The sequence below is a fragment of the Desulfovibrio sp. genome, assembly GCA_016208105.1.
Lineage (GTDB): Bacteria > Desulfobacterota > Desulfovibrionia > Desulfovibrionales > Desulfovibrionaceae > Fundidesulfovibrio.
Window position 1 is genome coordinate 103,801 of sequence record JACQYS010000019.1, and the last position, 23,057, is coordinate 126,857.

At 60.3% G+C, this 23,057-nt stretch carries 26 protein-coding genes; 14 read left to right on the plus strand and 12 right to left on the minus strand.

Going from position 1 to position 23,057, the window contains the following annotated elements:
- Positions 1-218: 218 nt before the first annotated feature.
- The 3 genes from HY795_10335 (at position 219) to HY795_10345 (ending at position 2,402) form a co-directional block, all read left to right on the plus strand.
- The gene (locus HY795_10335) at positions 219-1,325 is read left to right on the plus strand and encodes a sensor histidine kinase (GenBank protein MBI4805618.1); all 1,107 of its coding nucleotides are present in this window, start codon (positions 219-221) and stop codon (positions 1,323-1,325) included.
- On the plus strand, positions 1,322-2,005 hold the full coding sequence (locus HY795_10340; protein ID MBI4805619.1) for a response regulator transcription factor: 684 nt from the start codon (positions 1,322-1,324) through the stop codon (positions 2,003-2,005). Before HY795_10335 ends, HY795_10340 begins: the two co-directional genes overlap by 4 nt.
- 214 nt (positions 2,006-2,219) lie before the next feature.
- Entirely contained in the window at positions 2,220-2,402 is a 183-nt protein-coding gene (locus HY795_10345; GenBank protein ID MBI4805620.1) for a hypothetical protein, read from the plus strand.
- A 326-nt stretch (positions 2,403-2,728) separates the two neighbouring features.
- Here the strand turns inward: HY795_10345 and HY795_10350 are convergent, their stop codons facing one another.
- The 4 genes from HY795_10350 to HY795_10365 all read right to left on the minus strand — a co-directional run bounded on the left by HY795_10350 (position 2,729) and on the right by HY795_10365 (position 4,738).
- Positions 2,729-3,358, minus strand: coding sequence for a tetratricopeptide repeat protein (locus HY795_10350; protein MBI4805621.1), 630 nt, complete (start codon positions 3,356-3,358; stop codon positions 2,729-2,731).
- 6 nt (positions 3,359-3,364) lie between these two features.
- A complete protein-coding gene (locus HY795_10355) occupies positions 3,365-3,748 on the minus strand; it encodes a hypothetical protein (GenBank protein MBI4805622.1) in 384 nt (127 codons plus the stop codon).
- Positions 3,749-3,750: 2 nt separating this feature from the next.
- Positions 3,751-4,416 carry a YkgJ family cysteine cluster protein gene (locus HY795_10360; protein MBI4805623.1) on the minus strand — a complete coding sequence of 222 codons (666 nt, stop codon included), beginning with the start codon at positions 4,414-4,416 and terminating at the stop codon, positions 3,751-3,753.
- Positions 4,417-4,549: 133 nt separating this feature from the next.
- Complete coding sequence (locus HY795_10365; GenBank protein MBI4805624.1) at positions 4,550-4,738, minus strand: 4Fe-4S binding protein; 189 nt, start codon at positions 4,736-4,738, stop codon at positions 4,550-4,552.
- A 315-nt stretch (positions 4,739-5,053) separates the two neighbouring features.
- Here HY795_10365 and HY795_10370 point away from each other — a divergent pair, with 315 nt between their 5' ends.
- Both HY795_10370 and HY795_10375 read left to right on the plus strand, forming a co-directional pair.
- Positions 5,054-6,001: a glycosyltransferase family 2 protein gene (locus HY795_10370; GenBank protein MBI4805625.1), complete on the plus strand. Its 948-nt coding sequence runs from the start codon at positions 5,054-5,056 to the stop codon at positions 5,999-6,001.
- Positions 6,002-6,137: 136 nt separating this feature from the next.
- Positions 6,138-6,335, plus strand: a complete 198-nt coding sequence (locus HY795_10375; GenBank protein ID MBI4805626.1) for a hypothetical protein — start codon at positions 6,138-6,140, stop codon at positions 6,333-6,335.
- A gap of 129 nt (positions 6,336-6,464) precedes the next feature.
- Here HY795_10375 and htpX read toward each other — a convergent pair whose 3' ends face one another.
- The 3 genes from htpX to HY795_10390 form a co-directional block, all read right to left on the minus strand.
- Positions 6,465-7,322: a zinc metalloprotease HtpX gene (htpX, locus tag HY795_10380; protein ID MBI4805627.1), complete on the minus strand. Its 858-nt coding sequence runs from the start codon at positions 7,320-7,322 to the stop codon at positions 6,465-6,467.
- A gap of 39 nt (positions 7,323-7,361) precedes the next feature.
- Complete coding sequence (locus tag HY795_10385) at positions 7,362-7,814, minus strand: Hsp20/alpha crystallin family protein (GenBank protein ID MBI4805628.1); 453 nt, start codon at positions 7,812-7,814, stop codon at positions 7,362-7,364.
- A gap of 74 nt (positions 7,815-7,888) precedes the next feature.
- Positions 7,889-8,092: a Trm112 family protein gene (locus HY795_10390; GenBank protein ID MBI4805629.1), complete on the minus strand. Its 204-nt coding sequence runs from the start codon at positions 8,090-8,092 to the stop codon at positions 7,889-7,891.
- Positions 8,093-8,189: 97 nt separating this feature from the next.
- Between HY795_10390 and HY795_10395 the strand changes: the two genes are divergently transcribed.
- Positions 8,190-9,047, plus strand: a complete 858-nt coding sequence (locus HY795_10395; GenBank protein MBI4805630.1) for a PHP domain-containing protein — start codon at positions 8,190-8,192, stop codon at positions 9,045-9,047.
- On the opposite strand, the gene HY795_10400 is transcribed toward HY795_10395, so the two are convergent.
- The 5 genes from HY795_10400 to HY795_10420 all read right to left on the minus strand — a co-directional run bounded on the left by HY795_10400 (position 9,044) and on the right by HY795_10420 (position 13,527).
- Entirely contained in the window at positions 9,044-9,790 is a 747-nt protein-coding gene (locus HY795_10400; GenBank protein ID MBI4805631.1) for a hypothetical protein, read from the minus strand. The two genes, HY795_10395 and HY795_10400, sit on opposite strands and share 4 nt — an antisense overlap.
- Positions 9,791-9,884: 94 nt before the next feature.
- The gene (locus tag HY795_10405) at positions 9,885-10,202 is read right to left on the minus strand and encodes a hypothetical protein (GenBank protein MBI4805632.1); all 318 of its coding nucleotides are present in this window, start codon (positions 10,200-10,202) and stop codon (positions 9,885-9,887) included.
- On the minus strand, positions 10,183-11,166 hold the full coding sequence (locus HY795_10410; protein MBI4805633.1) for a metallophosphoesterase: 984 nt from the start codon (positions 11,164-11,166) through the stop codon (positions 10,183-10,185). The genes HY795_10405 and HY795_10410 overlap by 20 nt, the downstream gene beginning before the upstream one ends.
- Entirely contained in the window at positions 11,120-12,352 is a 1,233-nt protein-coding gene (locus HY795_10415; protein MBI4805634.1) for an AAA family ATPase, read from the minus strand. Before HY795_10415 ends, HY795_10410 begins: the two co-directional genes overlap by 47 nt.
- 5 nt (positions 12,353-12,357) lie before the next feature.
- On the minus strand, positions 12,358-13,527 hold the full coding sequence (locus tag HY795_10420; GenBank protein ID MBI4805635.1) for a sensor histidine kinase: 1,170 nt from the start codon (positions 13,525-13,527) through the stop codon (positions 12,358-12,360).
- An 80-nt stretch (positions 13,528-13,607) separates the two neighbouring features.
- Here HY795_10420 and HY795_10425 point away from each other — a divergent pair, with 80 nt between their 5' ends.
- The 8 genes from HY795_10425 to HY795_10460 are packed head-to-tail and all read left to right on the plus strand — an operon-like array spanning position 13,608 to position 22,840.
- Positions 13,608-14,657: a hypothetical protein gene (locus HY795_10425; protein ID MBI4805636.1), complete on the plus strand. Its 1,050-nt coding sequence runs from the start codon at positions 13,608-13,610 to the stop codon at positions 14,655-14,657.
- Positions 14,654-16,747: a methyl-accepting chemotaxis protein gene (locus HY795_10430; GenBank protein MBI4805637.1), complete on the plus strand. Its 2,094-nt coding sequence runs from the start codon at positions 14,654-14,656 to the stop codon at positions 16,745-16,747. The genes HY795_10425 and HY795_10430 overlap by 4 nt, the downstream gene beginning before the upstream one ends.
- On the plus strand, positions 16,748-17,191 hold the full coding sequence (locus HY795_10435) for a chemotaxis protein CheW (GenBank protein ID MBI4805638.1): 444 nt from the start codon (positions 16,748-16,750) through the stop codon (positions 17,189-17,191).
- Complete coding sequence (locus HY795_10440) at positions 17,188-18,333, plus strand: hypothetical protein (protein MBI4805639.1); 1,146 nt, start codon at positions 17,188-17,190, stop codon at positions 18,331-18,333. Before HY795_10435 ends, HY795_10440 begins: the two co-directional genes overlap by 4 nt.
- On the plus strand, positions 18,330-18,887 hold the full coding sequence (locus HY795_10445) for a chemotaxis protein CheW (protein ID MBI4805640.1): 558 nt from the start codon (positions 18,330-18,332) through the stop codon (positions 18,885-18,887). Before HY795_10440 ends, HY795_10445 begins: the two co-directional genes overlap by 4 nt.
- A gap of 41 nt (positions 18,888-18,928) precedes the next feature.
- On the plus strand, positions 18,929-21,097 hold the full coding sequence (locus HY795_10450; GenBank protein MBI4805641.1) for a hybrid sensor histidine kinase/response regulator: 2,169 nt from the start codon (positions 18,929-18,931) through the stop codon (positions 21,095-21,097).
- Positions 21,097-21,687, plus strand: a complete 591-nt coding sequence (locus tag HY795_10455) for a chemotaxis protein CheB (protein MBI4805642.1) — start codon at positions 21,097-21,099, stop codon at positions 21,685-21,687. The genes HY795_10450 and HY795_10455 overlap by 1 nt, the downstream gene beginning before the upstream one ends.
- A complete protein-coding gene (locus HY795_10460; protein ID MBI4805643.1) occupies positions 21,680-22,840 on the plus strand; it encodes a fused response regulator/phosphatase in 1,161 nt (386 codons plus the stop codon). The genes HY795_10455 and HY795_10460 overlap by 8 nt, the downstream gene beginning before the upstream one ends.
- Positions 22,841-23,057: the final 217 nt, after the last annotated feature.

A 23,057-nucleotide genomic window follows, 5' to 3' on the forward strand; every position in this document is an offset into this window, starting at 1 on the left:
TTCATGGGCCATAACGGCTTAAGAGAGTGCAGGCAAAGAGGCCCTCATCATATGACATCCGGCCAGAAATCCCTTTTGAGCATCCGCCTAGTCCTCGGTCAGTCCAGACCGCCGGTTTGGATTAGCGGTACTGTTTTGCCATCGCAGACGCAGTCAACTTCTACATGACACATGACAACACCCCGATGCGCAATACGCGAACAGATGCCCCTTCCCCTATGCCGGGCGAAGATCCCCACGAACTTCTGACTCTGCACCGCAAAACCGTTCGCGCGCTTCGGGAAAGAGTCAAGGAGCTGAACTGCCTCTATTCAATCACACGCTTCTCCCAGCGCGAGGACCTCTCCACGACCGCCCTCATCAAGGGCATCGCTGAACTGGTGCGGGAATCCTGGCAATACCCCGAGGTAGCCTGCTCCCGTGTTCTTGTGGAGGGAGAGGAATACCGAACGGCAGGGTACGAGCCATCGCCCTGGGTACAGTCCTCCATCGTGTCAATGCGGGGTGAAGAGATAGGTTTGGTGGAAGTCCGTTATCTCGAGCCCTGCCCCCCAAGCGATGAAGGCCCTTTTCTGAACGAGGAAAGGCATCTTATCGACGCCGTGGCCGACCTTTTGAGCCAGATCATGGAGGCTCGGAAAATCAAGGCCCAGGTGCAGCGGCTCTCCCGGGAACTCATCAAAGCCCAGGAGAGCGAACGCCAGCGCATTGCCCGTGAATTGCACGACAAGGCAGCCCAGGACCTCTCCCTTCTCAAAATCGAGCTGGAAGCGCTCAACTCCAGCCATGGCCCCCTGCCACCCGAAGCCAGAACCCATGTGAGCCGGCTCTTAAGTCAGACCAGCGGCATCATTAACGAAATCAGGGATATATCCTACGCATTGCTCCCGCCCGATTTGGAACAGCTTGGCCTGGCCTCCGCCGCCTTCAGACTCTGTGAGGAATTCACAAGCCGTCACGGCGTGGTGATCGAATTTTCAGCAGATGGCATGCACTCTCTCTGCCTCGGCTTTGAAACCCAAATAAACCTCTACCGGATCATTCAGGAAGCCTTGACGAACATTCGCAAGCATTCAGGGGCAAAACGCGCCCGGGTTCTTCTGGTCGCCTCCCACCCCTTTATCATCCTGCGCATCGAAGACGACGGCGTGGGGTTCGATCCGGGGACGGAATTCTCCGGCCAGTCTGGAGGAAGACACATGGGGCTTTTAAGCATGCGGGAACGCGCCCGCCTGATCGGCGGCAGATTTGTAATACGGTCCGCTCACGGCAAGGGCACGCGCATCGTCTTGGAAGTCCCAGCCGGAGGGGTTGAATCCTCATGACCCGCCAACTCTCCATCTTGATCGTCGACGACCACCCGCTCTTTCGGGATGGGGTCAAATCCCTGATCGACAGAGCGCCCGGCTTCATTGTGGCCGGCGAGGTCGGGACAGCCGGAGAGGCACTCCGTGTGGCTCTTGAGCTTCGCCCGGACCTCATCCTCCTGGACTTGAGTCTCCCGGATTCCAACGGGCTGAACCTCCTGGGGGAACTACGGTCGCAACTGCCTGATACGGCCGTCATCGTTCTCAGCATGCATTCCAGAATCGAGATGGTGGCAGAGAGCTTCCGCTGCGGAGCCAGGGGATACATCGTCAAGGAATCCGCCAGTGAGCGCCTGGTCCAAGCTTTGGACTGCGTGGCGCGGGGCGAACAGTACCTGGACAGCACCATTTCCCCGCAGGTCATCCGGCGGCTCACGGACTTCGCGGTCAAGAAGGCCAAGAGAACCGAGTCTTCCTACGATGCGCTGACGCGTCGCGAGCAGCAAATACTGCGGCTTTTAGCCGAGGGGCAGTATCCCAAAACCATTGCCCAGTCGCTTTTCATCACCAGAAAGACGGTGGAAAACCACCGGGCGAATATCATGACAAAGCTCGGTTTGAAAACACCTCTCGAACTGATGCGCTACGCCATGCGCAAAGGGCTTGTCGAGGTTGATGATCCCTTCAGGGATTCTTGAGCTTCTCTGCGCGGGTTCCGCCTCGCGCAAGCCTTCCGGAAATCGTATTCCCATTTCTCAAGGGGCTTGACAGGACCCCGTTTTTTCATGGATTTTTCCCAGTGAATTTGCCGTCATTCCATTGTAATTTGAGGAAATACGGTACCACACGGTTTTCCCCGAGGCCGGACTACGCTGAATTATGCCGCTTAAGCGGTGAGCAACAGGAGGTTCCATGTCCCACGATGCAGACATAGCCCAGAAGAACCTGATCAAGGAAACTCGCGGAAGCTACGAAGCGGATAAAATCTTCAGACAACTGGAAAAGCTGGTAAGCCGGATGGAATCCATGCAGCAGGCCACGGCCGAGATGCAGAAGGACATCCAGGCCATCAAGGGGCATCTCGGCATCGGCTAACCCGCCCACTTATCCGCCTTCCGAGAACAAGCGCCCTGAGGCCGCACTGATTCCGATGCGGCTACCGCTGGCGTAACGCTCCTGTGCATTATTCCTCTCCTTCATCCCCCCGGAGAGAACCATTCAACCTTGCAGGCCGGGCCGGCGTGACATTTTGCGCCCCCAATTCCAGCAAACGCATCGCCCCCAAAACAACAAAACGGACCAGCCCGACTCATCGGACTGGCCCGCGAAACGATATGCGCTGAGGCGGGTGACCATCTTGCCCGCACAAGAGCGTGCCTATGGGCAAGGCATGTGCAATTGCAAAGGTTTACACCCGCAGGTTATCCTTTCAGCTTGGCCTCGATCTCCGAGATAAGGCCGGGATGCACCTCGTAGTTGCATTCCTTGGCCTGTTTCACGCAGCTCATGGCCTGGGCGGCGTCGCCCTTCTCAAGATAGGCCAGGGCCAGATTGTTCCAGGCCGGACCGAACTTGGGGTGCAACTCGATGGCGCGCTTGCTCATCTCGATGGACTCGTCCGTTTCGCCCGCCATGTACAGGGCGCTGCCCAAGGTTCCGTAAGCCTGGACGAACTGGGAATCGAGCTTGATGGCCTTGCGCAAAGCCTTTAACGCCTCGTCCACCTGCCCCATCTGCAGCAGGCAGAAGCCGATGTTGGAATGAGGAACCGCAAACCGGGCCCTGGCCTTCAAGGCAGCCTGGTTCATGCTCAGGCAGCCCTCGATGTCCCCCTCGTTCATGGCTAGGCCGCCCAACTGCACGTAGGCTTCGGCCATTGTCGGGGAGCGCTCGGCCGCCCTCAAAAAGCAGGTCTTGGCCGCGTCATAGCGGCGCTTGGAGAGATAGGCTATTCCCAGGTTGTAATGGGAGGAAGCGCACTGGTCGTTCTTCTGTAGCCTGGACTCAAGTTCGGCAATATAATCGTCGATACTTTCAAAATCCTTGGTCATTATTTCCTACCCCGCTCGTTTATTCTGCTTGTATTCTTCCAGCCGCCCCTCGGATTCGAGAAGGTTCGCGTACCACAAGACAAAGTCGAACATGCCTCTGAATCGCTCCGATCCATTCACCACATCGACGCACAAGGTCCATACACCCTGGGCATAGTCCGTCCCGACAGGCTCACCCTCCGGCAAGGATTTCATGAACTCCCTCATGAGATCTTGCGACGTCCTTTTGGACGTGTCGATGCGGATGTCGATGGGATCGAAAGGTTTCTGGAAAGGATCCCAGTTGTCGTATCCCAGCTTGTCGATGAACTTGCGCCTGCGCGGCGCGATCTTCTCGTAAATGGCGCGCTTATGGGCCTCTTCTTCGGGAGTGAGCTGTTTGGGAAGCACGCCTAGTCCTCCTTGGACTCCTTGAGACCGAAAAACTCTTCGTCGTAGTTGGTGAGCATGGCCATGGACACCGGCACGAGCATCTCGGCCAAATAGTCGTACTTGGCCCCCACCCGCTCAACGATCTGTTGCGAAAGCGCGAAAAGGCGCTCTTGAAGTTTGGCGACGTTGACCGCAGGGTATTTTCCCCCGGCCTCGAACCCGGACTTGCCGCAGACGCGCATCTGTCCGCCGATATTGAGCGGGGCGCCGTAAAGCCGACAGGTGATGGGACGATAGTCGTACATTTCGCAGCGATTCTCGTCGGAAAGAAGGGCACAGCGGATTCGCTCCCGGGCAAAGTCCTCGACGATGGTTTCGTCGGGCACGCCAGCCTTGTGTGCCTTCCAGGCCTTGTGTTTGAGGCGATAGTGTTCGCGGTCGGAGCGGTTGGCGGCCTCCGTAAGGCGGTAGCGCTCGTCGCCCTTGGGGTGGAGTTCGTTGAAGCGTTTGTTGATGTAAAGCGCCTCCACCAGGGTGACATCGAACGGCGCATGGCAACAGTCCGCGCAGGCCACTTCACAGCGGACCTCAACAGGGCAGACGTCCTTGACCTTTTCAAAGACAGCGTCCACCTCGGCGGAAAGAGCCTCGTACTGGGAAAAAATATCGGAAAAATCGGCGTCGATCACGGTAGCTCCCGGCCGCGGGTTGCGGCAGCCAGCGATATAAGCACTCTTCGGCCCAGGGCAAGGGCAAAACACAGGCGGGAGCGGACCCGCTGGACCGCTCCCGCCTATTTAATTCAATCGGGGAAGAGGATTATTCTTCCTCGACGGTAATGGCGTCCTGATCGCAAACTTCGACGCAGGACTCGCAGCCCAGGCATTCTTCTTCATTGATAACAACAGCCTTGCCGTCCTGCAGCTCGTAGACCTCAACAGGGCAGACGTCTACGCATTCGCCGTCGCCGACGCACTTTTCCTCATCAACGGTGACCTTGTAGCCCATGGTCCTAACCTCCACTCTCACGTTTGGTTTGTTGCGTTCTATTGTCGAGGATGCGCCAGCCGAATGGTTTGACCCATCCTAAAAACCCAATTATTTTGATGGATTGGAAGGAGCCGCACTGCAACCCGGTCCAGATGAGCAAAGCCTTAGCCTCGGCAGCGTTGCCCTGTCAAGACGCGTGAGCTCGCTTCGCCCAAAGGTTTTCTTCTCGAGTGGAAAAATATTTCATGCCGCCCCTAAAGTCTCCCCCTGTTGATCCGATAAGAACAGCGGAGTCAGCTGGATTGCAACTTACGGCCAAGGATAGGCTGAAACATGAACAAGATAATACCACTGCGGCCAAACCGCGACCATATTCGCCCGGTCCTGTTGCTGCTTACCTCGCACCGGCTCGACTGCATCCTCCTCTGCCTGCGCAGTCTGGACCGCTTCACCACACTGGGACGATTCAAGAAAATCTACATCATAGCCAACGCCGTAAGCCCCGACCACGCCGCGATTTTACACCGGTTCATGCACACCCATGAAAACGTGGAGGTAATACATTGCTCCCCCAGGGGGCTCGTTCCCGCGGTAAACGCCGTTCAGAACGAGATTCTCATCCGCCATATGGACGACGTTATCATCAAGCTGGATGAAGATGTGTTCGTTACGCCACTGTGGCTGGAGCATCTGCTGGAGGCCTACAGGGTCCACCGGGTGCGCGAAGACATCCCCATCGTCAGCGCGCTTAGTCCGGTAAGTCCTCCGGGACGCTTTGCCCTGAACCGTTTCCTCAAGGCCAACCATGCCGCGGAAAGGGTTATGTTCGAGGGCGACGTGGTCGAGGAAAACTGGGTCTACCACCGCTGGATGTGGGAGAAGGTAGTGGGGGAAGGTTTCGTGGAGGCCTGGCTGCGCAGCGGTCCGGCTCCCTATTTCTATCCGGGCTTCTCCAGCACCAACTGTGTCGTCTACGACCGTAGGCTCATGGAGTCCATGCTGCCCCTACCGACGGATAAAACGATCGCAGCGACCGGTTCGTACGAAGTGACCCTGAACTCGCTGATGAGCGCCAGAAACTGGAAGAACGCCGTGGTGAGCGGAGCGATCGCCCATCACTACAGCTTCTCCAAGTGCGAGGAATACCTTCGTTCGCACATGCCCCTGGACATGGTATGGAGCTACCTGCAGGAATTGTGGCGTCAGGAGCAGATCAGGATCAAGAGCACTGGTTTGCGCAGGGTGAAGCAGGTTGTCAGCATGGCTGGCGCAGGGGGATAACCCTCACTCACCACACTCTCTCAATGTCGGCAACTCCCAAGGGAGTTGCCGACATTTTTTTCCTCGCCCCTGGTTGTTGCCGGGCTGTTCCTGTCGTATAGTTCCCAAAACATTCGAGCCCAACCGGAGGTATGCGATGTCGAGCGAGAGCAAGGAATGGACCTGCCCCAAGTGCAACGCTTCCAACGACCCGGACTTCACCCACTGCCGCATGTGCGGCGAGCATAATCCCGCGTTGCCGAAGCCTGAAAAGAAATGTTCCTCTTGCGGATTTCTGGCTAGCAAGGAGACATGCTGCCCCGTCTGCGGCAGCGATTATTTCCTGAATCTCTGATCCCCGCCGGCCATTCCAACAAAAAGGCGGCCCAAATGGGCCGCCTTTTTTATCGCGGGGTCCAGGGGCGATCATCGCCCCTGGCGGGTGCAGGGCGGAGCCCTGTCTGGTTCTTCATTCTTGCTGAAACTATCTCCCAGCCATGGCCCTCAGTCTGCGTATCCTCTCCTCAGTAGGGGGATGGGTGGAGAACAGGCTGGTCACGCCACCGCCGCTCAAGGGGCTAATGATGAACATGTTTTCCGTGGCCGGATTCGCACCCTGCATGGGCACGTTGTGGGCGTAGTCGTCGAGCTTTTTCAGCGCCCCGGCCAGAGGAAGCGGGTTACCCGCCAGCCTGGCTCCGGTTTCGTCGGCCAGGTACTCGCGTGAGCGCGAAATGGCCATCTGGATGAGCATGGCCGCGATGGGGGCCACAATGGCCATGAGGATGGCTCCAAAGGCGCCACCCCCGCCGCCTTCCTCACTGTCGCCGCGGCCCATGCCGAAGATGGCGCCCCACTGGAGCATATTGGCGATACCGGTGATGGCCCCGCCCACCACTGCGGCGATGGTCTGCACCAGAATGTCCCGGTTTTTTATATGGGCCATCTCATGGGCCAGCACTCCGGCCAATTCGTCGGGCGAGACCAAGCGCAAGAGCCCTTCGGTCACCGCCACGGCCGCATTGGCCGGGTTGCGCCCCGTAGCGAAGGCGTTGGGCTGCTCCTGGGGAATCAGGTAAATCTTGGGCATGGGCAGTCCGGCATTGCGGGACAGCTGCCCCACCAGGTCGAACAGGCCCGGAGCGTCCTCTTCGGAGAGCTGTTGAGCCCGGTACATGGAGAGCACGATTCTGTCGGAAAACCAGTAGCTGCCGACATTCATGACCACGGCGAACACCAGGGCGATCACCAGGCCGGACTTGCCGCCCATGGCCTGGCCTAAAAGTATGAGCAAAGCGGTTAGAAGGCCAAGTAGAAGGCCTGTCTTGATCTGACTGGTCATCAGAATACCTCCGTAGGGAAGTGTGAATTCAATGGGGTGTTAGAGAATCTGGATGCGCCGGCAGCGCGTTTCGTGGTGTTCCTTGGGCATGGTGATCTCCAGCAGGCCGTTCTTGAACACAGCGCTCACACCTGACCTGTCCACGCCCTTGGGCAAGGTGAAGCGACGGGCAAATGGACCGTAGGAGCGCTCCAGGGAGTGGTACACGCCCTCTCCGTCGCAAACCTTCACGAAGCGCCTTTCGCCGTAGACCCACAGGGCCCTGGCCTTCACCTCGACAGCGACCTCGTCGCGTTCGACGCCCGGAAGTTCCACGGTGATAACGAACGCATCAGAGGTTTCCAGCACATCCGCCGAAGGAGCCCAGAAATATGCCTTCTCGGACACGGCGCTCGGAGCGCGGCCACGCCGGGCCGCCTGCGACATGACCCGTTCCAACTCGGCCTTCATGTCAGCCAGCCCCATCCACGGGTTCCAATTGAGTTTGGCCATCCGGTAACACCTCTTCGCACGCCTTATCACACGGCGTTCAGGGTACGTAACCATTGAGAGGCCCGTGTCAAGGCTTACGGCTTGGCCTGGCGTTCCCCTTTTTCCCAGCGGGCGAGTTCCACCGCTTCCTCGATGAGCATTATGGGTATATCCTCCCGGATAGGATAGACCACCGCGCATTTGGCGCAGGTGAGACCGTCTGCCTGGGGGGTTAAGGATATGTCGCCCTTGCACTTGGGGCAGGCTAGAATTTCCAGAAGTTCCGAAGCAATGGGCATATGGCCTCCGATTTGTTCGCCCGTCTATACTCGAGCTTTCCCCCACTCTCAAGGCTTGCGTTGACGCTTGGGCCAATAGCCCATACCGTGTAAGAACATGCCCAGCGTGGACCTCCATACCCATTCCAACGCCTCGGACGGACAGCTCTCTCCGGCCGAGGTGGTTCGCCTGGCCGCCCAGGCCGGACTCGCCGCCGTGGCCCTTACCGACCATGACACGCTGGACGGACTGGAGGAGGCCACACAGACCGGGCTGGAACTCGGCATAGAGGTGATCCCCGGATGCGAGTTGTCCGTGGTGGACAGCGGCCGGGAGCTGCACATCCTGGGGCTGTGGGTCCGCCCGGGCGCAAAGGAACTTGAGACTGCTCTGGCCTCGCTTCGGGAGAGCCGCGACGACCGCAACAAGCTCATCGTGGAAAAGCTCACCCATCTGGGCATTCCCATCGAATACGATGAGGTGCTGGAGCTGGCCCAAGGGACCGTGGGCAGGCCCCATATCGCGCAGATACTTGTGGAGCGCGGCATCGTGCGCGATTTCGACGCGGCCTTCAAACAATACCTGGGGCGCCACGGCCGGGCCTTCGCTCCCAAACGCGAGCTGTCTCTGGCCACGGCGGTGGACGTGCTCAAGGCCGAAGGAGCAACGGTGGCTCTGGCCCACCCCTATCTGCTTGGAGAAAACGGCCGGTCCATGGAGAACCTGTTGCAGCGTTACGCCGGGCTCGGAGTGAACGCCATCGAGGCCTACTACACCGACCACTCCCAGATAAAAACCCGTGAGTACCTTGAATTGGCCCGGCGACTTGATCTCGGAGTGTGCGGCGGGTCGGATTTCCACGGGGCCATCAAGCCGGGAATCCGGATTGGCGTGGGCAAGGGCAAGCTGGCCGTGCCCGAGGCGGTTTTAGACGACCTGAAGGAGCGCCGTCGCAATCGTGGACTCTGGGTCTAGCTTTCCTCGGCCGGATCATCAGGGCTCGGTTCTCCCGCAGCCTGGGGTCTGAAATCTTCCCTGGCGCTCAGCACCGACACCTTCACCCCGCTCTCCCGGCTCGCAGCGAGCTGGAACACCCTGCCCGCGTGGCCGTAGAAGGCGTCCACGGGATGGTGGCTTATGTAGAGCACCTGAAGGCCAAGCTTGTCCCCTATGCTGGCGATGAGCCTAGCGAATGTGGGAACCAGTTCAGGGCGGAGCCAGCAGTCCTGCTCGTCGAGCACCAAAAAACGCCGGTGCTCGTTCGGGTCCAACTGGGCAAGGCCAATGAGCCGAAGTCCCACCGAGAGGATGTTGCACACGGAGCCCCCCTGCCCATGCAGGATGTCCTCGGTCTGACCCTGATGCTCTATCTCCAGGGTGATATGGAACTTGCCCTGTTTTATTTCCCTGCGGCTGACCACCGTGCGGTCCTGCCCCAGGATTTCTCGCACGGCATGGGTGAGATTCGACTCCACTTCTTCCATCAGTTCGCCGAACAACTCCCTGGAGAGCTCTTCCAGCCGGGCCTGGGCCCTAGGCGCCATGTCCAGAAAATCCTTGACCGACAACAGCTCCTGCCGGACCCGCTGATGCTCCTTGACCAGCGCTTCGGCCAGTCCTTCCAGGCGGCCGGCCCGTCGCTCCAGGCCGTCGACCTCGGCCAGTAGTTCATCAAGGGTGGCCGAGAGAGGGGAATCGTCTGGTTCAAGAACGTTCATTTCGCCCCGGATGGCGCACAGGCCTGACAGCGTAGACGGGCGCAGGGCTTGTACCCAGCATGCGTCTTAATCGGCTAAAGCAGAGGCACATGGGCTACCCGGCGTCCTCAGCCGAATCCTGCTCAAGGGACTTAAGCCCCTGGCGGACAGAGGCTATGTGTTCACGGTATCCGCTCACAAGCCGCTCGTTCTCGGCGCGCATGGTCTGGAGCTTGGCGCGCAGTTCAGCCGGGTCGGACGTGCCATACTCGGCCAGCGCCTTTTCCTCCAGGGCCTTCATCTCCGCCTGCAGGTGGGCCAGGGTCTGTTCCGCGCGCACCTGCTCCTCGCGCAGTTTCTCGTATTCACCCTTGAGCTGGCCGAGTTCGCGCTCCAGAGCCCCGTCAGGGCCTTCAGATGTGGTTCTTGCCACCGGCCACCTCCTTGTAAAGTTCCCATATCAGCCCGGCTTCGGGGTGTTCCGGGTTCAGATTGGCCGAAAGAAAATCCTTGAGCCCGAGGGCCTCTTGCGTGCGCCGCCAGGCAAGCCGTTCCAATCCCTTCAAAAAAAGGGACTTCTTTTCGCCTGCAACGGTTTCAGGCGGAAAGGGCTGGTCCGGGAAGACCATTTCAAATGCCAACGCGGGAACAGGCCAACACTCCAGTTCCAGCGCGCCTGGACGCCATACTGACGCGGCCGGGACACGCTCCTTGCTGCGCTTGGAAAAAGTGAGTCTGGTGATGTTTCCGGGATTGCACCAGCGCGTAGCGCCCGTGACCACCATGGGCTGCGGACGATGGATGTGGCCGTTGATTACCCAATCCAGACCTGGGATTTCCCGCGGGGAAACCACACGATCCTGAAAATCCGGAAATGTTATGGAGTGGTGGGTGAACCACACGGTGGCCACTGCGCCGTCGCGATCCACCTGGCGAGGAAGAGGGGTCCCGTCCGGTGAACCGCCCACCAGAACGGCTCCGGCCGGAGTGTCCAGCCAGAAGGAAGGGCACGGTTCCGCCATGAGGCGGATCGCACCGGCGGCGTCCAGCACGGCCATGGACACGTCCCGGGTGAACCGGGCCAGGTACTTGTCGTGGTTGCCCACCAACACGGAAGGCCTATGCGGCCTGAGCAGCTCGATGAGCTCGACCACCAGACCGTTGGGATTCTCCCTGGGCCAGTGGAATAGATCGCCCGCGATGACGGGATGGCACTCAAGTTCACGCGCTCTATTCAAGCACGCAGAGAGTTTGCCAAGTATCTGTTCACGATAGCCTTCCAGGCGCTGTCCCGGAGGCGTGGCCGCCACATGCGGGTCCGCAATGACGAAAAGGCCCTTGCCAGCGAGCCTAGGGAGTTCCACGGTTCCCAGCCTTTTTGAGGAATCGTTCGGCATCGAGCCCGGCCCCGCATAGTGGGCATTCCTCAGCCTCTTTTAGTCGGATGGAAATGGTCTCGGCCAGAAGCGCGAGGTCCTGCTCCCGCTTATTGAGCCACTCTTTCCCGTTGGCCACACGCGCGCGGACAGACTCAAGGGATCCAAGCAGCTCCGCCAACGGAGCAGGATCGGCAGTTATAGGAGCCGGGCTTAATGAGGCGAATGCCTCAAGCCTAGCCTTGGCCTTGGCTGTGCGTGAGCGCAACTCCCCTGTCAGCACAACTGTTGCGGCAAGATCAATCGTTGAAACGACATCAGGAGGCGGGGCAAGAGGGGCCAGAAGTTCCAGCCCGGCCTGTACGGCATCACGCTTTCGCCCAAGAACGTCCATGGAACGAAGGGTCTCGGCCAGTTCCGCAGCAGGCGCGGGGACAGGCGGTGGCGTCAGCTTACGCAATCGGCCTGTGCGCGCCTCAAGCGAAGCGGTTTTGGACACAACCGTTTGCATCCGCTCCATGGTGTTTTCGAGTGCAGGGACTCTCGCAATGGTCTCACGAATTGCCCGTCCATCTGTCCTCAACCTATCCAAAGAGAGCGATACATCCGGTAGCCCCACCAGTCGGTCAAGGCCAGCCCGTACACGGGCCGTCTCGTCTTCGAGCTTGCGCGCATCAATCTTGGCCCGGCGTGACCGTTCCCGCAAAAGGTCCTGCATGGCCATAAGGTGGGCGCTCTCCGTGGACGAGGCCAAGAAGTCCGCCAACAGGGAACCGGGTTTGTCCAAAAGAAAAATCGGGTGACGCTGGTCGCCCAGGTGCACGTCCACCTCGTCGCCTTTGTCGGCCCCAACAGGACCAAGCTTTAAAAGGCTGGCGACCTCATCAGGAACGGTTCCTCGGCCAAGCTTGGCGTACACTGTGGGTTCTTTGGCTCCGGGGGGGTACACCTCGTAGAGGGCGTAAGCCTTGCGGCGCACCCATACGACCCTCCATCCGTCGTCCAGCAGTGCCTCAACCCGGGCCTCGACGGCTCCATGGCGGATGTAATGACGCGGAGTGGGATTATTGGCCAGGCAACGAAGGGCTTCCACCACAGCGGACTTTCCCGTGTTGTTGGGCCCGCACAGCACATTGAGGCCCGGCGCCAGTTCCAGCGTGGTTGCGGCATGGGCCATGAAATCGGTCAGGGTCAGGCGGCGGATCACGGGTGCTATGGAGCTCCCAGCCCAGAGGAGTCAGCCCGTCCCGGAAGGAGTGGCAGGCGCAGAGTAAAGACCGTTCCCTCGGGCTGGCGTGTTGTGAAGCTCACTTCGCCTTCGAGGTAGCGCTCGCTTAAAAGCTTCATCCCGTAAGTGCCCAGGCCCCGGCCGGAGCCTTTGGTGGAGAAGTTCCGCTTGAAGATCCGCAAGCGTACGTCATCCTCCATCACGGCAGAATTTCGTACCTGAAAGACCACCTCGGTTCCATCCGGGCTGCACGACAACTGCACCCCTTCGCCGGAGTTCGAGGCCTCCAGGGCATTTTTGACCATGTTTACGAGAACCCGCTTGACCAGAGCGTAGTCGCTTACGAACTCAACATCCCGGCTGTGCGGCAGGACACTTACGCTCTTGCTCTCGGACTGTGCCAGACTGGCACCCATTCTGGCCACCACGCCGAGAACTTCGAGGCTTTGCAGTGGGACGAACACCGGGGTGAGCTCATTGTTTTCGGCGGCAAGCAGGTCCCTCTGCCCCTGCAACTCGTCCACCAGGTGAGCCAAGGTGGAGTTTATGAATTCCGCGTCCGGTTTGAGCTTGTCGGGCACCTCCAGGCACAAAATGCCAGAGAGCCCGCGCAGCCCCCCCACCGTATTGAGAATATCGTGGAAGAAAAGACGCTCCAAGGTCCGGCGGCGTTTCATGTCGCTCTGATCCTGAATGCAAAAAAGCGTGTACTGGTGCCCCTCCACCTCGATTGGGGAAGAGCTTACCTGCAGGTCCAACGCTTCGATCCCCTTCATTCCCCGGCGCAGCAGGTTGCACTCTTGGACGTTTTTAACTCCCTCCAGTCCCATGATGATGGAACGGATGGCGCCGCATTTGGAACAGAACTCGGTGGAACCGCATCCCCCCGGCTCCTGGCCGGCGTGGACGCAGCCGAAGGCTTCACCGGGACGTTTGCCGAGAATATGATCCATGTCCCGCCGGGTGGCCGCCAAGGCTTGCGCATTGGCCAGAACAATCTGCCGGCGACGGTTCAAAACCACAAGCACCACCGGTATGGCATCCAAGGCTTGGGAAATAAAATGGCGGCAGAGAAGAGAATGTTGCATCTGAATCTGCTCAAAAGTATCCCTTTCGAGCGGAGCCAGGCATGCTGAAACAGCTTGAACTTCCATGATGAACTTAAAAGATACCCTTTTTTCCGTCCTTCTTCAACTATCCGTCAGTTGCGTAAGGATTGGATGCGGGGTAACTTATGGACATGTTCAGTACTCCAGGCAAGGCGCTCTCTCTTTTGTGTGTCGCCGCGGCTCTCTTCTCAGCCGGGCTGCAAGAACTCTTCAGCTTGGCCACCGATGGTTCCATGCCCCTGGTCTCACTGGTTGTCGCCTCAGTACTCGCAGGCGTGCTTGGCTGGCTCCTGGCACCTCTGCTGCCTGCTCGTGAGGAGCACAGGAGCGAGCAAAAGTCCGCGGACGCCCCATCCTTGCCCCGGCAGGAGCCCCCCAGGACACATGGCGATGACTTCGTGGCCATGACCGATACCTTGTCGGACACGGCCCGCCGGTCAGCTGACACCGCTTACGAGATGGGGGCATTTCTCATGGCTGCCACGGCCAAGGCGGAGAGCACCATACGGGGCACGCGCGATGCAGCCGACCCCGTGGATCATGCTCGCGCGATACTTCTTTCCTGCGGGGAATCCCTGCAGAGCCTGGCCAGTGCCATGGAAAGGATTCTTGCGGGCTCTGCCAGCGCATCGGCCAAGCTCGCCGTCATCTCCGGAACAGCCGAACAGGCCCAGACCCTGGTGGCGGGCATGTCGGCCATCGCGGAGCAGACCAACCTGCTCTCGCTCAACGCCTCGATAGAAGCTGAAAAGGCCGGAGAGCACGGCCGCGGTTTCTCTGTGGTGGCCCGTGAGGTCCGCCGTCTGGCGGATACGGCCGCCATCGGTGCGGAGGACATCGAGCGTCTGGTGGCGCGCATGAGTCAAGCCGTGGCCGCGGAAGTCATGGAGATGGAGAGCTTCTCCAGGGAGACAGGAAACGGGGAACGCAAACTCCTTGAAGCCAAAGCCTCCCTGGGAGAGGCCGGCAAGGCTCTCAACCTTATCTCCGCACGAATTGCTGAAGCCGATTCCCACGCCAAAGGCGTTCCCCCCGATTTGGAGAAAGCCCAGGTTCTGGCCTCGTCCATCAGCTCCACACTCGCGGAGCTTTCCTCCCTGGCAACACAGATCAGCCAGGCAGCAAGCACAACGCACGCCCGCAATGAACCACAAACAAAGGACGGCGACTCATGATCGCCTGGTGGCGCGACCTCAAGCTGATTTCCAAGCTCGCCTTCTGCGGCATGACCTTCCTTGTTCCCATAGGCCTGCTGTTGTTTCTGCTGCTGGGGCAGATGTCCAAGGACATCAAGCTCACCATGATTGAGATCAAGGGCATTGCGGCCGTTGATCCGCTGGAGGACGTGACCGAATCCGTGGCTGAACATCTTCGCCTGGTTCTGGCGCGAATGTCCGGTCAGAATGTCGACCAGCAGCTTTCCCAACTCGAGGCATCCACCAGGGAGCGCTGGACCCTCCTGTTCAACCGGCTCATAGGCGATGCGGTGGTTTTGGGCCTTACCCCGGACAAATTGGACCGCCAGGGCCTCGCCTATTTGGAACCCCATGTTTTCCTCAAAACCCTCCAGGACATGTCTGAGCAAAAGCCGACCACGCCGGAAGCGGCCGTTGCCCTGCATTTGAAATTTCAGAATCTGCTCGGCGAGCTGCGCGACTATATTGCGGATTCCGCCCAACTTGTTCTCGACCCCGAACTGGCCACCTATTACCTGATGTACCTTCTGGTTTTCGATATCCCCCGGGCCCAAGAACGGCTGGGCATGCTCTACACCTCGGGGTTCATGGCCCTTTCCAAACTGCCCGGGGGAGAAGTCGAACGGGTCAAGATGGAACAGATCGGGGCGGCCTGGGAACAGTCCGTGGTGGACCGCATCCTCGACAAGCTCGGCAAAGCGCAGCGAGCCATCGGAGGCGACCGTCTGGCCATGCTCCCCAAGGCCGTACAGGCCTACGCGGAGGCTTCCCGGACCTTCCTCAGGATGGCCAAGGCCGTAAGTCACAAAGACTCAACCGTCACCTTGGAGTCTTTTCTCAAAGCCGGACAGGAGGCGCGGGACACCGGGGCTTCCCTCTGGGACCAGAGTTATCCTCTCTTCGTCGACCTGCTCAAGGAGAGGGGCTCCGCACTCAAAACACGAATGGCCTGTATTCTTGCAATAAGCTTGGCTTCGGTCATCGGCTCCGCATTCCTGGCCTGGACCATCGCCACCTCCATAACCAGGCCCTTGAGCCGGGTTGCCCGCATAGCCACCACCATTGCCGAAGGCAAGGTGGGAGAAGCCTCGAAACTTCTGGAACAGGCCTGCCCATCGGGCAGTTGCACCCGTGAGAGGCTTCAGGCCCACAGCCGCTCGCGCTCCGAGACCAACCAGCTCTTCTCCGCCGTGGCCGTCATGATCCATGGCCTGGAGGAATTGCTCACGGCGGTACACTCCACCGGCACGCAGTTGCAGTCCTCGGCTGGACGCATCGCGTCCACGGCCCGCCAGATCGAAGCCTCCGCCACCCAGCAGGCCGCTTCCACCGTGGAAGTCGGTGCCACCAGCAAGGAAATCTCGGCCACGGCGGGCGGACTGGCCGACACCATGGCCGAAGTGCTCGGCGTGGCCAACAGATCTTCAACCCTGGCTGTGGAAGGGCGCGAAAGTTTGGCCAGAATGGGCCAGGCCATGGACGACCTCTCTGATTCCAGCCGCGAGATGACCGCCAAGCTGACGCTCATCCGCGAAAAGGCCTCCGGAATCGGCCAGCTTCTCTCCACCATCACCAAGGTGGCCGCACAGACCAACCTGCTCTCCTTAAATGCCGCCATAGAGGCCGAAAAGGCAGGGGAATTCGGTCCCGGCTTCGCCGTTGTCGCTCGCGAAATCCGCCGTCTGGCCGACCAGACAGCATCCGCGGCCCTGGATATCGAACGCACCATCCGCGATATGCAAACCTCGGTTCAGGCAGGGACCTCGGCCATGGAAGGCTTCAAATCCCTGGCCGACCAGACCTCCGACACGTCGCGGACCGTCAACGCCAAACTCGGGCGCATCATCGAAGCGGGCGAAGAGCTTACCCCCCGGTTCTCAACCGTCAGCGAAGGCATGAGACTTCAGGCGGAAGGGGCGGACCAGATCAGCGTGGTCATCTCCCAGCTGGCTGACAGCGCCGGCCAAACGCGAGACTCCCTGGCGGAATTCAGGCATGCGGCCGAGGAATTGACCCAGACAGCCGCGGGGCTCAAGGAAATTCTCGTCCGTTTCGATCTGGGGGCATAAGTGCTCTTCGTGACATTCAAGGCCTCAGGGACCCGCTTCGCCCTGCCCGCGCGTTCCGTGGACGAAATTACTCCCCTTGTGGCCTTGAACCTGTTGCCCGGTGCGCCCGACTACCTGGCTGGGCTCATGAATCACAGGGGAAAAAGCCTCCCAGTGGCGGACATGTCCCTTCTTTTTACCGGAAAAGCTTCCAGACCGTGGACCTCCACCCGCATCATGATTGTTCAGGCCGCACCGGGCCTCATGCTGGGGCTGATGGCCGAACGGGTCCTCAAGGCCATGGAGCTTGATCCCGACTCCATCACCCCGCCAGGAGCCCCCTCAGCGCCGTATGTCCTCGGGGTGGCCACCGCCGGTGATGAGTTGGTGCAAGTAATCGAAATCGAAAAAATTATTCCTTCTGACCTGATTGAGAGCTTGAAAGCAGCGCTGGAGGCCGCATGAACGCCCTCGAGCGCGCCGCCGGCCTGGCCGGGCTCGACCTCAAGGCTGTGGGAGCGGACAACCTTGGCCGCGCCATGGACCGGGCTTTAGGCAGGCTCTCTCTGGAGGCGCCGGAGCCCTACCTGGATATTCTGGCCGCCTCCCCGAAGGAGCGCCGTCTTTTGGCCGGAGACGCCATCGTCCAGGAGAGCTGGCTCTTCCGCGACCCTGAAGCCTTTGCCGGGTTGACCCGCATAGCCTTGTCGCTCAAGCTCCCGTTGCGGGTTTTGTGTGTTCCCTGCGCGGCAGGGGAAGAACCCGCGTCCATCGCGCTCAGTCTTGTTACCGCAGGACTCGCCCCTGAACAGTTTGTTATCGACGCGGTGGACGCAAACCCCACCGCCCTGGCAAGGGCGCGCGCCGGACGATTCGGACCGGCCAGTGTCCGTAACGGTCATTCTCCATTCGGTCCCTACTTGAAATCCCACGGGCAGGACGCCGTTTTGGCGCCGGAGATTCTTTCCCGCATCCGCTTTCTCGAGGCCGACGTGCTGGATGACACCTTCCTGGCTGACGAGCCTCCCTATCCTGTGATCTTCTGCCGCCATCTGCTCATTTATCTGGCGTCCGCAGCCCGGGTCCGTCTGGCCAGAACCCTGACCAGACTCCTCGAACCGAGCGGGGCGTTTTTCACCACTCCCGCCGAGGCCTGCCCATTCATGGACCTGGGGCTGGTTCCCTATCCCCGAACCGTGTCCTGTTCCGCCGCGCCGCCGCCACCTTCAGCCCGTGATATCGTTCCGGCCGCAAGACCCCGGACGCCATCCCCTTCCCCGAGCGTGTTTGAAGCAGCTCCCGGTTCGCTGCAGAAAGCCAGGGAGCTGGCCGACGCAGGCTGCCGGGAGGAAGCATTGGCCGTGATCGACAGCGCTCTTTCCCAGACAGGGCCCGATGCCGCGCTCTACCACCTCAAAGGCGCGGTGCTTCTGTCGTTGGGCAACGACGAGGAAGCCGAAGGGGCGTTGCGCCGGGCCATCTATCTCGATCCCGGCCATCATGAATCGCTCACTCATCTCGAGCTGTTGAGCCATGCCAAGGGTCACACCCGCGAGGCCGCGCTTCTGGCGGACAGGGCCAAGCGCGCCAAGGAGCCTTTATTATGAGTGGCGAAGACACTTTGGCTGCCCGCCTTGTCTTCGACCGCGAAGTCGAGCCGGAAACCCTCTTGGAGTGGACTGAACAAACCGCCACCCCGAAACCGGCCCGCGAGGTTCGCCTGGCAGGAGCGCTGCTGGTAAGGACCGGCAAGGAATGGCTCGGATTGCCAGCACCCATCGTCGAGTCAGCCATGCCTTTGGGTCCCGTCCATTCCGTTCCGTATCTCTCTTCCCGTGCTTTTCTGGGTCTTATCAACGTTGACGGCGAACTCCTGCCTTGCGTCTCTCTCGCCGTGCTTGCCGGCGCCGAGCCTGACCCCGCCCCTGCCCGGCCCCGCATCATCACGGTGACCGTGGCCGAAGGGCGTTTTTCCCTTTTGACGGATGAAGCTGAAGGCACCTGCGGCTATGACCCTGATACCGCGACCCTTCCTCCGGACACGGTGTCCAACTCCCCGTATCGCCTCGTAAAACATATGGCCGTTCTGGAGGGACGGACCGCCGGCATCATGGACGAAACTCTTCTTGGCCGGGCGCTTTTGAGGAGTCTTAGACCGTGAGCCCCGAGCTGGCCGACCTCTCCCTGCTGGAACTCTTCGCCATGGAGCTCCAAACCCACCACCAGGCCATGGAAGACGGTCTGGTGGGTCTGGAAACCGACGCCCGTCCGGAACTTCTGGAATCACTCATGCGCGCCGCCCATTCCATCAAAGGCGCGGCCCGCATCGTGAACCTGGACCAGGCAGTGGGTCTGGCCCACGCCATGGAAGACATGTTTCAGGCTGTCCAGAAAGGGCAGTTCCAGTTGGGGTCAGCCCATGTCGATTCCCTGCTCAAGGCCAACGATTTTTTCGGCCGGCTTGGTTCCGCCCCTCCTACCGAGATGCCCGCCCTGCTCGAATCTTCGATCGCGGAAGCGGACATGCTCTCCCAGGAGCTCACACGCCTCATGGACGCTCCTCCCCAGGGACAGGGCCAGACCTCGCCCGTACCGCACCCCCACGCGGGCACTCCGGCTCAGTCACCCCAGGAGAACGCTCAGGAAGCCGTGGTCAGACTCTCCGCGGACCTGCTGGGAAGGCTCATGGGGCTTGCCGGACAGTGCCTGGTGGAAGCCGGGGCCCTGGGCCGCCTATTCTCCAGGATGCGGGGCGGCAGACGGGATTTCCATGATCTTGCGGACATCCTGGCCTGGCTGCGCTCCAACCTGTCCGAATCCGAAGCCAAGGCTCATGTGGATCGCGCTTTGGAGCTTATCAAGGGTATGACCGGCTCTTACTCGCATGTGCTCGGCACCATGGATGGCCTCACCCGGCGCATGGAAATACTCTCGGACCGGCTGTACACCCAGGTTCTGGGCAGCCGCATGCGCCCCTTTGGCGAAGGTGCCAAACCATTGCCCCGCATGGTCCGCGACATCGCCAAGCAACTGGGCAAGGATGCCCGCCTCGTCCTGGAGGGGGCCAAAACCCACGTGGACCGCGACATCATGGAGCTGCTGGAAGCCCCGCTCATGCATCTGGCCCGCAACGCCGTGGACCATGGTTTGGAAGTCCCGGAAGAACGGACCAGGCTCGGCAAACCAGGGCAGGGAACCTTAACCCTTGGCGCTCGCCATGTGGCCGGAACTTTGGAAATCCGCCTGGGTGACGACGGCCGCGGCATCGACCTGGAGAAACTGCGCGAGACCGTGGTGCAAAAGGGCCTGGCCACCCCGGACATGGCCTTGCGCATGAGCGACGCGGAACTCTTCGACTTTCTCTTCCTGCCGGGATTCACCACCGCTGAAACCATTACCCATGTATCCGGCCGGGGAGTGGGGCTGGATTCGGTAAAAACCATGGTTCAGGGAGTGGGGGGACATGTCCGGGTCGAATCCTCCCTTGGCAAGGGCACGGTCTTCATCCTGCGCCTGCCGGTGAGCTGCTCCGTTATTCGGGCTCTCGTGGTCCAGGTGGCTGGCGAACCCTATGCCCTGCCCCTGGCGCGCATTGGGAGAGTTGTGTCAGCAGGGCCGGATGAAGTCCTCTCCATCGAAGGCAGACAGTATCTGACCCTGGACGGTGCCAACATCGGCTTGGCGCCGGCATCGCAGATTCTCGGCAAGCCCCCCGCCCCGACCATTGGCGAGGAGTTGCCCGTGGTCGTCCTCCAGGGTGAATCCAGCCGTTTCGGCCTGGCCGTTGACGCTTTTCTCGGAGAACGCGATCTGGTGGTGCATCCGCTGGATCTTCGCCTTGGCAAAGTCCCGAACGTGGCCGCCGCATCCATTCTGGACGATGGAGCGCCGGTGCTCATCCTGGACGAGGCGGACCTGGCCCGGTCGCTGGAAAGCCTGCTGACCGAAGGCCGCCTGGCCAAGGTCGGATCGGTCGCACCCACAGGACCGGCACGTGGCCCCAAAAAAGTGCTCGTTGTGGACGACTCCCTCACTGTGCGGGAAGTGGAACGCCAGCTCCTGGCCGGGCGCGGCTACCAGGCCGTGACCGCCGTGGACGGGATGGAAGGCCTCGCCCTGGCAAGCATCGGCGAGTTCGACCTCATCATCACGGATGTCGACATGCCGCGCATGACCGGGATCGAGCTCACCCGGAGAATAAAGGCCGATCCGGCCCTAACCCGTACGCCAGTCATGATCGTTTCTTACAAGGACCGCCCGGAAGACCGCATGGCCGGCCTTGAGGCCGGAGCGGACTATTACCTGGCGAAATCCGGATTTCGCGACGACGCCTTGTTGGACGCCGTTTTCGACCTCATCGGGGGACCTTGATGCCTTCACCTTTTCGTTCCGATACTCCGGTGCTGGCCATCGGCGCGTCCACAGGAGGTCCCACGGCCGTGGCCGAACTCCTGGCCGCCTTGCCGGACACCCTCTCCGCGGCTGTGCTCGTGGTCCAGCACCTTGATCTGAGCTTCAGCAAGAACTTGGCCGACATGCTCGGTTCCCAGGCTTCCTTGCCCGTGTCCCTGGCCGAATCAGGCGACCGCCTGAAGCCCGGAAAAGTCTTTGTCGCCAAGGGGGGAGACCACATGGTCTTGTCTTCAGTGAACACGCTCGAATACCGGCGGGAACCGGCGGACAATCCTTACCGGCCCTCCATCGACGCCCTTTTCGAAAGTCTGGCCAAAGCAGGACTTCCACCTGGTGTGGCCGTCCTGCTCACCGGCATGGGCAACGACGGAGCTCACGGACTGCTCACCCTCAAGAAGGCGGGGTGGTTCACCATTGCTCAAGATCAAAGCACAAGCGCCGTCTACGGCATGCCGAAGGCCGCCCGTGAACTTGGAGCTGCGGACCTGATCCTCCCGCTCTCGGCCATCGCCTCCCAGGCCGCCAAACACCTGCCCCGCCATGACTGATCCTTCCGCTGGCCCCGAACCATCGGTCACGGTGCTTTTGGTTGATGATCAGCCCATGGTGGCCGAGGCTGTGCGCCGCATGCTCGCCCCGGAAACCGACATCGCCTTCCACAGCGTTCAGGACCCGGCCAAAGCGCTGCCCGCCGCACTTGAAGCGCACCCCACAGTGGTGCTTTTGGATCTGGTCATGCCGGACATCGATGGGCTGACCCTGGTGAAATATTTCCGGGCGCATCCCAAGCTCAAAGACCTGCCCCTGGTTGTGCTTTCAACCAAGGAAGAGGCCGAAACCAAGGCCCAGGCCTTTGGCCTTGGAGCCAACGATTACCTGGTGAAACTGCCGGACCGCATAGAGCTGGTGGCCAGAATCCGACACCACTCCCAAGGCTACACGCGCCTGTTGGAAAGAAACCGGGCATACCAGGAGCTGGCGCGCCAGCTGGACCAGGCGGCGCAATATGTCCGGAACCTTCTGCCCAAACCGATTGAGGACGGGCCTATACGTACGCAGTGGCTTTTCGAGCCGTCGGCCCAGCTTGGAGGCGACGCCCTCGGGTATCATTTTATCGATGAATATCGCTTCGCCTTTTATCTCTTGGACGTGTGCGACCACGGCGTTGGCCCTGCCCTTCTCTCGGTCTCGGCGCTCAACGTGCTCAGGTCGCAGACGCTCCCCGGCGTGGATTTCGGCTCTCCAAGCCAGGTCATGGCCGGACTGAACATGGTATTTCCCATGTCCAAGCAGAACGACCTGTACTTCACCATATTCTATGGCGTGTACGATTCACGGACAAAGTCCATCCGCTTCGCAAGCGCGGGCCACCCTCCTCCCTTGCTGTTCCAGGCATCCGGCGAGGTGGAGGAACTGCGCTGCCAGAGCATCTTCATCGGAGCCATGCCCGGCGTGGACTTCAAGGAAGCTGAGATATCCGTGCACGCACCAGCTCGTCTGCTAGTTTTCTCCGACGGCGCGTACGAAATTCGACGCAAGAGCGCCGGAATGTGGAGCTACGAGGAATTCAAGGACTACGCAGCCTCCCAGGCCAACTCGTCCGGGCTTGAACTGGGAAGCGTGTTGTCCCACGTCCGGTCACTCTTGGAGCGTGAGGTCCTAGACGACGACCTGTCGATGTTAAAGATACTGTTCGAATAGACCGCTACTAGCGTTCGTTTTTTCACAATCAAAGTAGCACGTCTTTTATTTTCATAGCACTATCTGCGGTTTTCCCTCGCAAAACGGACTTTTCACCCTGTTTTTCTCACAAAATGACGAGTTGAACGTCCGTACTCCACAAGTTCCACTGGGTCCAAATACGACTTGTGCGCCAAGTCACAATTTCCACTAGAAAAGGACTTCAGGTTATGCTATG